Raw genomic sequence first — 15,099 nt, 5'->3', positions numbered from 1 at the left:
TATTAATGATGAGGAGAGCAAATTGCGCTAAGATCATTAAGTTATATCATGTTTTATTTAAAGCCTAATACATCACGCATATCGAATAAACGGAGGTCTTCTCTATTTTGAGCATATAACCAAATACTTGCACGAAGTGCTCCTTTTGCAAATGTCATACGACTAGATGCTTTATGTGTAATTTCAACTCGCTCACCTATATCAGCAAACATAGCAGTGTGTTCACCGATAATGTCCCCAGCTCGGATAGTAGAAAAACCGATTGATTTTGGTGAACGTTCACCAGTATAGCCTTCTCTTGCATATACACCGCACTCTTTTAAATCACGACCAAGTGCGTGAGCAATAGTTTCACCCATAGCTAAAGCTGTGCCTGAAGGTGCGTCAACTTTATGTCTATGATGAGCTTCAATCACCTCAATATCAGTATAATCACCCATAACTTTTGCAGCAGTTTCAAGTAAATTCAAGAGTAAATTCACACCTACACTATAGTTCGCTGCTAATATAATCGGTATTGTCTTAGCAGCTTCGGTCAAACGTATTTTTTCTACGTCTGAGAATCCTGTAGTACCAATAACCATGGCTTTTTTATTGACAATACATGTTTCTAAATAAGCAAGGGTCCCTTCTGGACGAGTGAAGTCGATTAATACATCAAACTCATCAATAACAGATTCAAGATTATCTGTTATCATTACACCAAGCTGTTCTGTTCCAATTAAAGTCGCGGCATCTAGCCCGATTAACCTATTATTTTCATTCGCTCTGACAACTGCTGCACCTAATATAGTATCATTTGCTTGTGCTACAGCCTCTATTAATTGTCTGCCCATACGTCCATCAGCACCAACAATTGCAATTCTTACTTTTTTTTCTTGGCTCATAAACTAGCCCCTAACCTTTTGTTATTCTTTTTGTATAATCTCAAATGACCGATTAATTTATTAAGCGGTTTTAGCTTTAATATAGTCAATCGCCTTAGTTATTCTAGCTAATGTGCGTGTTTTACCTATTGCAGCAACTGTTGCATCAATTGCTGGAGACTGACCTGAACTCGTAACAGCAACACGAAGTGGCATACCAACTTTACCCATTCCCAAGCCTAATTCCTCGGCTGTTGCTTTGATAGCAGAATGAATAGGCTCATTTAACCAGTCAGCTAAAGATTCTAACTTATCACGCAATAGAGTGAGTGGTTCAATAGCTTGGGTAGTGAGATGCTTACTTGCCACGCTTTCATCAAATGCGTCGAATTCTTGATAAAAGTAATGGGCACTTTGTGCTAATTCTTTTAACGTTTTGCATCTATCACCTAATAATTTTACCAATTCGACTAAGTTTGGTCCCGCTTGCAGCGGATACCCCATTTGTTGCATATGCCAATCAAGTTGAACAGCAACACGCTCTGGTGGTAAATGATTAATATAATGATGATTTAGCCAGAGCAATTTTTCTGTATTAAATGCACTAGCAGATTTATTAACGGCTTCAAGCGTGAATAAAGATTTCATTTCTTCAACAGAAAACACTTCTTGATCCCCATGTGCCCAACCTAATCTAACAAGATAGTTTAATAGAGCCTCAGGTAAAAAACCATCATATCTATATTGCATAACGCTAACAGCACCATGACGCTTAGATAATTTTTTACCATCATCCCCTAAAATCATCGAAACATGCCCGTATAGAGGTACATCAGCACCAATAGCTTTAAGTATATTGATTTGTCTAGGCGTATTATTGATATGATCTTCACCTCTAATCACGTGTGTAATCCCCATATCGAAATCATCAACTACTACACAAAAATTATAAGTTGGTGAGCCATCAGTTCGTCTAATAATTAAATCATCCATTTCTTGATTGCTAATTTCAATCTCACCACGGATGATATCATCAAAAATAACACTACCGTCTTGAGGATTTTTAAACCGTACAACATGAGGTTCATCAGAGGTGTGATTGTGCTCATGAAAACGACACCTACCATCATAGCGTGCTTTTTGATTCGCAGCCATTTGGGCTTCACGCATCTCATTTAATCTCTCAGTAGAGCAATAACAACGATAAGCAGTACCAGCTTCAAGCATTTCATCGATTACTTGATTATATCTATCAAATCGTTTGGTTTGAAAATAAGGACCTTCATCCCAAGCTAGATTAAGCCATTGCATACCATCCATAATCGCTTCAATCGCTTCTGGAGTTGAACGTTCGAGGTCAGTATCTTCAATTCTAAGCACAAATTCCCCACCATAATGGCGAGCAAATAGCCATGAATAAAGAGCTGTTCTTGCACCGCCCACATGTAAATAACCTGTAGGACTTGGGGCAAAACGTGTTTTAATAGGTTTATTTGTTAAAGATGCGCTTGTTGACATAATCTAATATTCACCTTGATAGTCGTAAAATAACAAACTAAATTCACTTTTAAACGCTGCAAACTAAACACAGACAAAATGAATCAGCAATTTATTTGATTATACGCTTGCAGCTGCAAAAAAGAAAACGTCAAACTCGTTTATCTATATATTTAATTCACTGAAAATTACATAGATAATTTATCATGCATTTTTGAAGAGCTGACTCCGTGATACTAAAAAAGCCATTAGTTGGTCAATTATAAGAATGGTATAATCGAAACTAACAAAGATTGAATACGCAGTATCAACAAACAAAAGTACATTTTATATACATTATGCTAAATAACTCATATAGCATCAGAAACAATATCAGATTGCATCTATAAATCAGCTTAAATTAAAAACAAATAAAACAAAATTTAACCTAATTGAGCATTTTTAAACCTAATGATAAAATAATTTAAAAAATAATTTGACTTACTTCCTAGAGTCTCTATAATGCGCCTCCGTTGAGACAGAGAAATACTTCTCATCGCTGTTTTAAAATTAGTGGGCGATTAGCTCAGTTGGTAGAGCATCTCCCTTACAAGGAGGGGGTCATCAGTTCGAATCTGGTATCGCCCACCACTAATTTTATAACGGGCCGTTAGCTCAGTCGGTAGAGCAGCTGACTTTTAATCAGTTGGTCGCAGGTTCGAATCCCGCACGGCCCACCACAAAAAAACCTCATCAAGTTATCTCATTTCATAAAAAAACACCCTATTGATTTCAGCACCCAAATACACTTTCAACTTTAAACAAAAAATCATTTGCATTGATAAGATTAAAGTAGTAAAATTTCGCGCCTTTTAGTAAGTAGGTAATTTATAAAAAATTAAATATTTACTAAGATATGAAGTATACTTATATAAATCATTTAACGGGAAGCAACTGATATGTTGCGCTATGACCCATTTAGAGGAATTTTAAAATGGCTAAAAAAGTACAAGCCTATGTCAAGTTGCAAGTTGCAGCTGGTATGGCAAATCCAAGTCCACCAGTTGGTCCTGCTCTAGGTCAACAAGGTGTTAACATCATGGAATTCTGTAAAGCATTTAATGCAAAAACAGAAAGCATGGAAAAAGGTCTTCCAATTCCTGTTGTTATCACAGTTTATGCTGACCGTTCATTTACTTTCGTAACAAAAACTCCTCCTGCAGCAGTATTATTGAAAAAAGCAGCTGGTATCAAATCAGGTTCAGGCAAACCAAATAAAGAAAAAGTAGCAAATCTTACTGCCGAACAAGTTCGTCAAATTGCTGAATCAAAAGCAGCAGATATGACGGGTGCAGATATTGATGCAATGGCGCGTTCAATTGCTGGTACAGCTCGCTCTATGGGCATTACGGTGGAGGGTCAATAAATGGCTAAATTAAGCAAACGTATGCGTGCAATTCGTGAGAAAGTAGACGCAACTAAACAATATGAAATCAATGAAGCAGTAGCTTTATTAAAAGAATTAGCAACAGCTAAATTCACTGAAAGCGTTGATGTTGCTATTAACTTAGGAATTGACGCTCGTAAATCAGATCAAAACGTACGTGGTGCAACTGTTTTACCTAATGGTACAGGCCGTTCAGTACGTGTAGCTGTGTTTACACAAGGACCAAATGCAGAAGCAGCTAAAGCAGCTGGTGCTGAGTTTGTTGGTATGGAAGATTTAGCAGATCAAATCAAAGCTGGTGAAATGGGCTTTGATGTTGTGATTGCTTCTCCAGATGCTATGCGTATCGTAGGTCAACTTGGGCAAGTATTAGGTCCACGTGGTTTAATGCCAAACCCTAAAGTTGGTACAGTAACACCAAACGTTGCTGAAGCAGTTACTAATGCTAAAGCAGGTCAAGTACGTTACCGTAATGATAAAAATGGTATTATCCACACTACAATTGGTCGTGTTGACTTTACACAAGAACAATTAAAAGAAAACTTAGAGGCTTTATTGGTTGCTCTTAAACGTGCTAAACCAGCAAACTCTAAAGGTATCTTTGTTAAGAAAGTTAGCCTTTCTACAACAATGGGTGCCGGTGTTGCAATTGATCAAACAACATTAAGCGCTTCAATATAATTGACGCTTCAAAAATTTAGTTGGTGCTTGGCCTTCCAAGCCCCGTCTAAGACCGCTAGTGTTGATAAATAATTTATTTTCAACTTAATTTCTAGCGTAGACGGTGACAGAACCCTATAAAAGAAAAAATAATTTATTTTTTCTAAAACTGGCAACTGCTCACCGTATTAAGCGTTTTAGATTAATTTTCAATCTAAAGCAAAGTGAGTCCCGAGTTTACTCGGTTAATCCAGGAGCAAGGCATATGCCATTAAATCTTCAAGACAAACAAGCGATTGTAGCTGAAGTCAGTGAAGTGGCCAAAAGTGCACTTTCAGCAGTTATCGCAGATTCTCGCGGTGTAACTGTTGGTAAGATGACTGCATTGCGTAAAGAATGTCGTGAAGCAGGTGTTTATATACGTGTTGTACGTAATACACTTCTACGTCGTATCGTTGAAGGTACGCCGTTTGAATGCTTGACAGACAAATTTACAGGTCCAACTTTAATTGCTTTTTCTCATGAGCATCCAGGTGCAGCTGCACGTTTGTTCAAAGCATTCGCAAAAGAAAACCAAGCATTTGAAATAAAAGCTGCTGCCTTCGAAGGTGAATTAATTAGTGGTGCTAACATCGATCGTTTAGCAACATTACCAACTTACGAAGAAGCATTAGCAAGCCTCATGGGTACCATGAAGGAAGCTGCAGCAGGCAAATTGGTACGTACAATCGCAGCTGTCCGCGATCAAAAAGAAGCTGCTTAATTGCAGTTTCAGTATTCAATTTTGCATTTGAATTATTCACTTATACTATAAATTTTAGGAACAATTACTATGTCAATTTCTAAAGACCAAATCCTTGATGCAATTGCTGCTATGTCAGTAATGGATGTTGTTGAATTAATTTCTGCAATGGAAGAAAAATTCGGTGTTTCTGCTGCAGCAGCTGTTGCTGCTGCACCTGCTGCTGCTGAAGCTGCTGAAGAAAAAACTGAATTCAACGTTATTCTTGCAGCTGCAGGCGCTAACAAAGTTGCTGTTATCAAAGCAGTACGTACTGCAACTGGCTTAGGCTTAAAAGAAGCTAAAGATCTAGTTGAATCTGCTCCAGCACCAATCAAAGAAGGTGTGAGCAAAGATGAATCTGAAGCACTTAAGAAAGAATTAGAAGCTGCTGGTGCTACAGTAGAAGTTAAGTAATTAAATAATTGATCTTGATTGAAAAATCAAGGTCTTTATCAATAGAGGCTAGTATGTTTTTGCATACTAGCCTTTAGCATTAAGGCAAGGTTACATATTATCAACTAAGTTAATTCGTTTAAAATTATGAGGATTTGTTTCGATGACTCAAAATATAAATCGTGAATCTAATGTTGCAATAAACACTAACCTTAAAGAAATTGAAAACATTCTGTTTTTTACTCATATCGTCAATACACCTAAAATTGATTCTTCTCAAGATTCAATTAGTTTAAGTTCGATAGCAAAGACTGATTTTTTTAATGCGCCTGATGATAGTTATACTGCTAATAACGCACCTTTATTATTAACCAAAATTGATAATAATAAACCATTTGTCTTATCGTGTAAGGTCTTACCCACTTTTAAACAAAAATATGATGCTGGGGCCTTATTCTTTTATGATAATAACCAGAAATGGCTGAAACTTGCTTTTGAATTAGATGATTCTTATAACAAACGAATTGTTAGCGTCAAAACTGACCAATACTCAGATGACTGCAATCACGAAAAGAATAGCAATCAATCAATTTATTTAAAAATTGCATCAGATACAAAACAAATAGGCTGTTATTACTCCCAAGATAGCAAAGAATGGGTGATGATTAGACTATTTAAGAATAATTTTTCGCCAATACCCTTTATTGGGTTGTCAACCCAATCTCCTACTGGAGATGGAAATAAAACGATATTTAGCGAAATATTACTAACCTACGAAAACTTAAATGACTTTCGACTAGGTATATAAATTTTCAGGTGTGTGTAGAAATACTGGCTACACAACCTAATGTACCTTTGTCAACGACTTAATATACTGCAGACTATAAAATAGATATGCAATGAAATGATTTAAGCGAGCAAAGACTATATTAAAGGCCAACGCCCAATCAAACAGTAAAAATTGCTCAGGCTGCTAAATTAGCCTAGCCTAAAAGTTCTTAATTTTAATCTCTCTTTACCAGTTGAGGAATCACATGTCCTATTCCTACACCGAAAAAAAACGAATTCGTAAAAATTTTGGTAAACGTGCTCGTATTCTTGACGTACCATACTTACTTTCAATACAGCTTGATTCGTTTCAAAAATTTATTGAATTAGATACCTCTGGTCAACATGGCTTAGAAGCAGCATTTCGCTCTGTTTTTCCAATCAAAAGTTATAGTGGAAATTCAGAATTGCAATATGTCAGTTACCGTCTAGGTCAGCCAGAGTTTGAAGAAAGTGAATGTTTAATCCGTGGTGAATACTACGCAGCTCCGTTACGTGTCAAATTACGCTTAGTCGTTTATGATAGAGAAGCAGCTGAAGGCACGATTAAAGACATCAAAGAAGAAGAAGTCTATATGGGGGAAATCCCATTAATGACAAATAATGGGACATTTATCATTAATGGTACAGAACGTGTCATTGTTTCTCAATTACACCGTAGCCCAGGCGTATTTTTTGATAGTGATAAAGGTAAAACGCACTCGTCTGGTAAAATTCTATTTAATGCCCGTATCATTCCTTACCGTGGTTCATGGTTAGACTTTGAATTCGATCCAAAAGATAATGTATTTGTCCGTATAGATCGTCGCAGAAAATTACCTGCCACAATATTATTAAGAGCTCTTGATTATACAACTGAGGGTATTCTTGATTTATTTTTTGATAAAGTTACTTTTTCTTTACAAAAAAATAAAGTGATGATGGATCTGATCCCAGAACGCCTCCGTGGAGAAACGGCTGCATTTGATATTGTCGCAAAAGATGTTGTTTATGCTGAACAAGGCAGACGTATTACTGCGCGCCATATCCGTCAATTAGAAAAAGATAATGTAAAAGCAATTGAAGTACCTCTAGAGTATTTAGTTGGTAAAACTGTATCTAAAGATTACATCGATAATGATACTGGCGAAATGATTTGCCCAGCGAATACCGACCTAACACTTGAGCTAATTGCAAAAATTTCTCAAGGTGGACATAAGAAAATAGAAACCTTATTTACCAATGATCTTGATCATGGGCCATTTATTTCTGAGACACTTCGCATTGATCCTACTACAGATCGTTTATCAGCATTAGTTGAAATCTATCGTATGATGCGCCCTGGTGAACCACCTACACGTGATGCGGCAGAAAATCTATTCGAAAATTTATTCTTCTCTGATGATAGATATGATCTCTCTGCAGTAGGTAGAATGAAATTCAACCGTTCATTAAATCGTGAAGAAGTTGAAGGCTCTCACATTCTAAGTCATGACGATATCATTGATGTTATGCGTAAATTAATCGCCATTCGTAATGGTAACGGTGAAGTAGATGATATTGATCACTTAGGTAACCGTCGTATCCGTTCAATCGGTGAAATGGCAGAAAATCAATTCCGTATAGGTTTAGTACGTGTAGAACGTGCTGTAAAAGAACGTTTATCATTAGGTGACCTTGATGCATTAATGCCAAGAGATTTAATCAATGCTAAACCAATCTCTGCTGCAGTAAAAGAGTTCTTTGGTTCAAGCCAATTATCTCAATTCATGGATCAAAATAATCCGTTATCAGAAATTACACATAAACGTCGTATTTCAGCCTTAGGCCCAGGAGGTCTTACACGTGAACGTGCAGGCTTTGAAGTTCGAGACGTTCACCCAACACATTATGGCCGTGTCTGTCCTATCGAAACACCTGAAGGCCCAAATATCGGTCTAATTAACTCATTGTCTGTTTATGCAAAAACAAATGAGTATGGTTTTCTAGAAACGCCTTACCGCCGTGTTGAAAACGGAATAGTAACAGATGAAATAGATTACCTCTCAGCAATAGAAGAAGGTTTATTTGTCATTGCCCAGGCTAACTCAAACTTAGACGAAAATAATGCCTTCATTGAAGACTTAGTCACTTGTCGTAGCAAAGGTGAATCAAGTTTATTTAGCAAAGATCAAGTCCAATACATGGACGTTTCAACACAACAAGTCGTGTCAATTGGTGCGTCATTAATTCCATTCCTTGAACACGATGATGCTAACCGTGCCCTAATGGGTGCGAACATGCAACGTCAAGCAGTTCCAACACTACGTGCTGACAAGCCATTAGTCGGAACAGGTATGGAACGAACTGTTGCGGTCGACTCAGGCGTTACAGTTGTAGCAAAACGTGGTGGGATTATACAATTTGTTGATGCTTCTAGGATTGTTGTTCATGTAAATGATGAAGAACTTAATCCAGGTGAAGCAGGTATCGATATCTATAATCTGAAAAAATATACGCGTTCTAATCAAAATACCTGCATAAACCAACGTCCTTGTGTTGTTCAAGGTGAACGGGTTGAAGCAAACGACGTATTAGCTGATGGCTCATCTACTGATCTAGGTGAATTAGCACTAGGCCAAAATATGCGTGTTGCATTCATGCCTTGGAATGGTTATAACTTCGAAGACTCAATTTTAGTTTCTGAACGCGTAGTACAAGAAGATAGATTCACGACCATTCATATTCAAGAATTAGAATGTATTTCTCGTGATACTAAACTTGGGCCTGAAGAAGTCACTGCAGATATCCCTAATGTAGGTGAAGCTGCGTTATCAAAATTAGATGAATCAGGAATTGTCTTCGTAGGAGCAGAAGTTAAAGGTGGCGATATTTTAGTGGGTAAAGTAACCCCTAAAGGTGAAACACAACTGACACCAGAGGAAAGATTACTTCGTGCAATCTTTGGTGAAAAAGCTTCGGATGTAAAAGATTCCTCTTTACGTGTACCTAATGGTGTTTCAGGTACTATCATAGACGTGCAAATTTTAACTCGCGACGGTGTTGTTAAAAACAAACGTGCGAATGAAATCGAAGAAATGCAATTAAGACAAGTCAAAAAAGATTTATCTGATGAGCATAAAATCTTAGCTGCATCTTTATTTATTCGTGTTCGTTCTTTACTCGTTAATTCTGGAATAAGCGAATCTGACCTTGATAAATTACCACGTGAAAAATGGTTAGAACTTGGTCTTAAAGATGAGCAAAAACAAACGCAACTTGAGCAATTAGCAGAACAATTTGATGAGCTAAAACAAGAGTTTGAGAAACGCCTAGACGAAAAACGTCGTAAGATCACCCAAGGTGCAGATCTTAAACCAGGTGAGCTTATCAAAGTAAAAGTATATTTAGCTGTTAAACGTCAAATCCAACCTGGTGATAAAATGGCTGGTCGTCATGGTAATAAAGGGGTTATCTCAAAAATTAATCCTGTTGAAGATATGCCATACGATGAAAAAGGCCAACCTGTTGATATCGTGTTAAATCCACTAGGTGTTCCATCACGTATGAACATCGGTCAGATATTAGAAACACATCTAGGTATGGCTGCTAAAGGGATTGGTGATAAAATCAACGCTATGCTTAAGCAACAAGAAGAAATTGCTAAAATTCGTGAATTCATTCAACGTGCTTATGACTTAAGTGAAGATACTGATCAGAAAGTTGATCTGACTACCTTTACAGACCAAGAAGTGATGGCGCTTGCGCATAACTTAAGAAATGGTATGCCTATTGCAACTCCAGTATTTGATGGTGCAAGAGAAACTGAAATCAAAGAGTTATTAAAACTCGGTGATATACCAACATCAGGCCAGATTACATTATACGATGGTCGTAGCGGAGATAAGTTTGAACGACCTGTTACAGTCGGGTATATGTACATGTTAAAACTAAATCACCTTGTTGATGACAAAATGCATGCGCGTTCAACTGGGTCGTATAGTCTTGTCACGCAACAACCGTTAGGTGGTAAAGCACAATTCGGTGGTCAACGTTTTGGTGAGATGGAAGTATGGGCACTTGAGGCATATGGAGCTTCTTATACGTTGCAAGAAATGTTAACTGTTAAATCAGATGATGTTAACGGCCGTACTAAGATGTATAAAAATATCGTTGATGGCGATCATCGCATGGAACCTGCGATTCCAGAATCGTTTAATGTATTATTAAAAGAGATTCGCTCGCTTGGTATCAACATTGAGCTAGAAGATGATTAATAATTTTGGCTTGAGTAAATGTAATACCCCCCTATCATTTTAGGGGAATAAGCACAAATTGATTAACATTTAATTTTATTTACGTCCTTTTGACCATAAAAAGTATATGATTTGAGGCCAAAAGGATGATTGTCTCAATACGCAGGAGCTAACTGTGAAAGACCTATTAAAATTTCTAAAAGCACAAACTAAAAGTGAAGAGTTTAATGCCATTAAAATCTCTTTAGCCTCTCCAGACACGATTCGTTCATGGTCATTTGGTGAAGTTAAAAAACCAGAAACTATTAACTATAGAACGTTTAAGCCTGAACGCGATGGCCTGTTTTGTGCTCGTATTTTTGGACCAGTCAAAGACTATGAATGCCTTTGTGGTAAATACAAACGTTTAAAACACCGTGGTGTAATTTGTGAGCGCTGTGGCGTTGAAGTTACACAAACTAAAGTACGTCGTGAACGCATGGGACATATTGAACTTGCTTCTCCTGCTGCTCATATTTGGTATTTAAAATCATTGCCATCACGCATCGGCTTATTACTTGATATGCCACTTCGTGATATTGAACGTGTACTTTATTTTGAATCATATGTTGTGGTTGAACCTGGTTTAACGGCTCTTGAACGTCGTCAGATCCTAACAGAAGAACAATACTTAGATGCACTTGAAGAATTTGGCGATGAATTCGATGCAAAAATGGGCGCAGAAGGAATCCAATCTCTTCTCAAAGGTTTAGACCTTGAAAAAGAGCGCGAAATGATGCACGAAGAGTTAGAACAAACTAATTCTGAAACTAAGCGTAAAAAATTAACTAAGCGCATTAAACTTGTGGATGCATTTATTTCTTCAGGCAACCGCCCTGAATGGATGGTATTAACTGTACTTCCAGTTTTACCACCAGATTTACGTCCATTGGTACCGCTTGATGGTGGTCGTTTTGCGACTTCTGATCTTAATGATCTTTATCGCAGAGTAATTAACCGTAATAATCGTTTAAAACGTCTTCTAGATTTATCTGCGCCAGATATCATTGTGCGTAATGAAAAACGTATGCTACAAGAATCGGTTGATGCCCTATTAGATAACGGACGCCGTGGCCGTGCAATTACAGGTTCGAACAAACGCCCACTCAAATCACTTGCTGATATGATTAAGGGTAAACAAGGTCGTTTCCGTCAAAATCTACTAGGTAAACGTGTTGACTATTCTGGTCGTTCTGTTATTACAGTAGGTCCTTACTTACGTCTACACCAATGTGGTCTACCGAAAAAAATGGCTCTTGAGCTATTCAAACCATTTATTTATGGCAAATTAGAATTACGTGGTTTAGCAACGACGATTAAAGCTGCTAAAAAAATGGTTGAGCGTGAAGAGGCCGTTGTATGGGATATCCTAGATGAAGTAATCCGTGAACATCCAGTCCTACTGAATCGTGCCCCTACCCTTCACCGTTTAGGGATTCAAGCATTTGAGCCTATCTTAATCGAAGGTAAAGCAATTCAGTTACATCCATTAGTTTGTGCGGCATATAATGCTGACTTCGATGGTGACCAAATGGCTGTGCATGTTCCGTTAACGTTAGAAGCGCAACTTGAAGCTCGTGCTTTGATGATGTCAACTAATAATATCTTATCACCTGCTAATGGTGAGCCTATCATCGTTCCATCACAGGACGTTGTATTAGGTATTTATTATATGACTCGTGATAAAGTCAATGCAAAAGGCGAAGGAATGGTATTAGGCAGCGTCAAAGAAGCTGAAAAACTTTATCGCCAAGGTATTGCTGAGTTGCATGCACGTGTCAAGATTAGAGTGACTGAGTACACTAAAACTGAAGATGGTCAAGATATTCCAAGCAATAGCATTGTAGAAACAACCATTGGTCGTGCTATTTTATGGCAAATCGTACCTAATGGCTTACCTTACTCTTTAGTAAACCAAACTTTAGGGAAAAAAGCGATTTCAAAAATGTTGAATGCTTGCTACCGTATTCTTGGTTTAAAAGAAACAGTTATTTTTGCTGACCAAATCATGTATACCGGCTTTAGCTATGCTACTGTATCTGGTGTTTCAGTTGGTATTGATGACATGGTTATCCCAGAGAAGAAAGTCGGTATCATTAATGAAGCTGAAAATGAAGTTGCTGAGATTCAAGAGCAATTCCAATCTGGTCTTGTAACAGCTGGTGAGCGTTATAATAAAGTTATCGATATTTGGGCTGCTGCGAATGAACGCGTTGCTAAGGCGATGATGGAAAACCTCTCTACTGAAACTGTGCTAAATCGTGAAGGTAATGAAGAAGAGCAAGTCTCTTTTAATAATATCTACATGATGGCCGACTCAGGTGCAAGGGGTTCTGCAGCGCAGATTCGTCAGTTAGCAGGAATGCGTGGTCTAATGGCTAAACCAGATGGTTCAATCATTGAAACACCTATCACAGCGAATTTCCGTGAAGGACTAAACGTTCTTCAGTACTTTATCTCGACACATGGTGCTCGTAAAGGTCTTGCGGATACTGCGTTAAAAACTGCTAACTCAGGTTACCTAACCCGTCGTCTTGTTGACGTAGCACAAGATCTAGTTGTTACTGAAGATGACTGCGGCACATTAGGCGGCATTGAAATGGAACCGGTAATCGACGGTGGTGATGTTAAAGAACCACTTCGTGATCGCGTATTAGGTCGTGTCACAGCTGATATAGTTCTAAAACCAGGTACATCTGAAATTTTAGTCCCGCGTAATACTTTACTTGATGAAGCATGGTGTGATGTATTAGAAGAAAATTCTGTTGACTTAGTTAAAGTTCGTTCAGTCGTAATGTGTGAAACTGACTTTGGTGTGTGTGCACACTGCTATGGCCGTGATCTGGCTCGTGGACACTTAATCAATAATGGTGAGGCCGTTGGGGTTATCGCTGCGCAATCTATCGGTGAACCAGGTACACAGCTGACGATGCGTACATTCCATATCGGTGGTGCGGCTTCTCGTGCGGCAGCAGAATCGACTATCCAGGTTAAAAACCGTGGTAACTTACGTTTAATTGAAGCAAAATCAGTACAAAGAGCAGATGGTCGTTTTGTAATCACCTCTCGTAATGCCCAACTTCGTCTGATTGATGAATTCGGTAGAACAAAAGAGAACTATAAATTACCATATGGTTCATTAATGGAAAAAGGGGATGGTGCAGAAGTTGCTGCTGGTGAAGTCGTAGCTAACTGGGATCCACATACAAACCCAATCATTGCTGAAGTAGATGGATTTATTCGCTTTACTGATATGAATGATGGCCAGACTGTTACACGTCAAACAGACGAAGTAACAGGATTATCTTCACTGGTTATTTTAGATAGTGCAGAGCGTCAAAGTTCAGCAAAAGATCTCCGTCCAAGCATCAAAATTGTTGATGCGGATGGTAATGACATCATGTTATCTGATACTAACATGCCTGCAATTTATATTTTGCCTGGTAAAGCAATTGTTCAGCTTGAAGATAATATCAAAGTCGGTATTGGTGAAATCATTGCCCGTGTTCCACTAGAATCTGTCGGTACTCGTGATATCACAGGGGGTCTCCCTCGTGTTGCGGATCTCTTTGAAGCTCGTCGTCCAAAAGAGCCTGCAATCCTGGCTGAAATTAATGGTGTGGTCTCCTTTGGTAAAGAAACAAAAGGTAAACGCCGTTTAGTTATCACACCACTTGATGGTAGTGAAGCCTATGAAGAAATGATTCACAAATGGCGTCAGCTAGATGTATTTGAAGGTGAGGTTGTAGAGCGTGGTGATATCGTTGCTGATGGCCCTGCAGCGCCACATGACATCTTACGTTTACGTGGTGTGAGTGAAGTGACTCGTTATATCACAAATGAAGTGCAAGAAGTTTATCGCTTACAAGGCGTTAAAATCAATGATAAACATATTGAAGTTATCGTTCGTCAAATGCTGAGAAAAGCGACTATCAAAGATGCTGGTAGCAGTGATTTCTTAGAAGGTGAACAAGTTGAATATTCACGTATCAAAGTCACGAATAGAAAACTGGAATCTGAAGGTAAAATTCCAGCAACATTCGAACGTGATCTATTAGGGATTACAAAAGCATCACTTGCAACTGAATCCTTTATTTCAGCAGCTTCATTCCAAGAAACAACACGCGTGTTAACTGAAGCATCTGTTTCAGGCAAACGTGATGAACTTCGTGGTCTTAAAGAAAACGTTATTGTTGGCCGCTTAATTCCTGCTGGTACAGGTTATTCATACCACCAAGATAGAGCTAAACGTCGCAGTGAGCAATTCTTTGCAACTGAGGAACCTACGCATCAAATCACACAAGAAGAAGCGTCAGCAAATCTTGCTGAACTTTTAACTGGCATGTCGTTTGATAGTGATGAGTAATATTTAATCTTTTTAGGTAAGAGGAC

Annotated in this window: 9 protein-coding genes and 2 tRNA genes; 9 read left to right on the top strand and 2 right to left on the bottom strand. The window is 38.1% G+C overall.

Annotated features, from left to right (window positions below):
- Positions 1-53 precede the first annotated feature (53 nt).
- The gene (gene dapB / locus BMW37_RS01925; RefSeq protein WP_093317283.1) at positions 54-887 is read right to left on the bottom strand and encodes a 4-hydroxy-tetrahydrodipicolinate reductase; all 834 of its coding nucleotides are present in this window, start codon (positions 885-887) and stop codon (positions 54-56) included.
- A 60-nt stretch (positions 888-947) separates the two neighbouring features.
- Positions 948-2,384 (bottom strand): glutamate--tRNA ligase, encoded by a 1,437-nt coding sequence (gene gltX / locus BMW37_RS01920; RefSeq protein WP_093317280.1) that lies wholly within the window; start codon positions 2,382-2,384, stop codon positions 948-950.
- Between the two features lie 533 nt (positions 2,385-2,917).
- Here gltX and BMW37_RS01915 point away from each other — a divergent pair.
- The 9 genes from BMW37_RS01915 (at position 2,918) to rpoC (ending at position 15,073) form a co-directional block, all read left to right on the top strand.
- Positions 2,918-2,993, top strand: a tRNA-Val gene (locus BMW37_RS01915).
- Between the two features lie 13 nt (positions 2,994-3,006).
- Positions 3,007-3,082 (top strand) — tRNA-Lys (locus tag BMW37_RS01910).
- Between the two features lie 254 nt (positions 3,083-3,336).
- The gene (gene rplK / locus BMW37_RS01905) at positions 3,337-3,768 is read left to right on the top strand and encodes a 50S ribosomal protein L11 (protein ID WP_093317277.1); all 432 of its coding nucleotides are present in this window, start codon (positions 3,337-3,339) and stop codon (positions 3,766-3,768) included.
- The gene (gene rplA, locus BMW37_RS01900; RefSeq protein WP_093317275.1) at positions 3,769-4,470 is read left to right on the top strand and encodes a 50S ribosomal protein L1; all 702 of its coding nucleotides are present in this window, start codon (positions 3,769-3,771) and stop codon (positions 4,468-4,470) included. It begins immediately after the preceding gene.
- A gap of 244 nt (positions 4,471-4,714) precedes the next feature.
- The gene (rplJ, locus tag BMW37_RS01895; protein ID WP_093317273.1) at positions 4,715-5,212 is read left to right on the top strand and encodes a 50S ribosomal protein L10; all 498 of its coding nucleotides are present in this window, start codon (positions 4,715-4,717) and stop codon (positions 5,210-5,212) included.
- A 69-nt stretch (positions 5,213-5,281) separates the two neighbouring features.
- Complete coding sequence (gene rplL / locus BMW37_RS01890) at positions 5,282-5,647, top strand: 50S ribosomal protein L7/L12 (RefSeq protein WP_093317271.1); 366 nt, start codon at positions 5,282-5,284, stop codon at positions 5,645-5,647.
- Between the two features lie 142 nt (positions 5,648-5,789).
- A complete protein-coding gene (locus tag BMW37_RS01885; RefSeq protein ID WP_093317268.1) occupies positions 5,790-6,434 on the top strand; it encodes a DUF1349 domain-containing protein in 645 nt (214 codons plus the stop codon).
- 226 nt (positions 6,435-6,660) lie between these two features.
- Complete coding sequence (rpoB, locus tag BMW37_RS01880; protein ID WP_093317266.1) at positions 6,661-10,689, top strand: DNA-directed RNA polymerase subunit beta; 4,029 nt, start codon at positions 6,661-6,663, stop codon at positions 10,687-10,689.
- Between the two features lie 154 nt (positions 10,690-10,843).
- The gene (gene rpoC / locus BMW37_RS01875) at positions 10,844-15,073 is read left to right on the top strand and encodes a DNA-directed RNA polymerase subunit beta' (protein ID WP_093317263.1); all 4,230 of its coding nucleotides are present in this window, start codon (positions 10,844-10,846) and stop codon (positions 15,071-15,073) included.
- Positions 15,074-15,099 lie beyond the last annotated feature (26 nt).

The organism is Thorsellia anophelis DSM 18579, from assembly GCF_900111395.1.
Lineage (GTDB): Bacteria > Pseudomonadota > Gammaproteobacteria > Enterobacterales > Thorselliaceae > Thorsellia > Thorsellia anophelis.
This window is presented reverse-complemented; position numbering and strand designations above follow the sequence as displayed.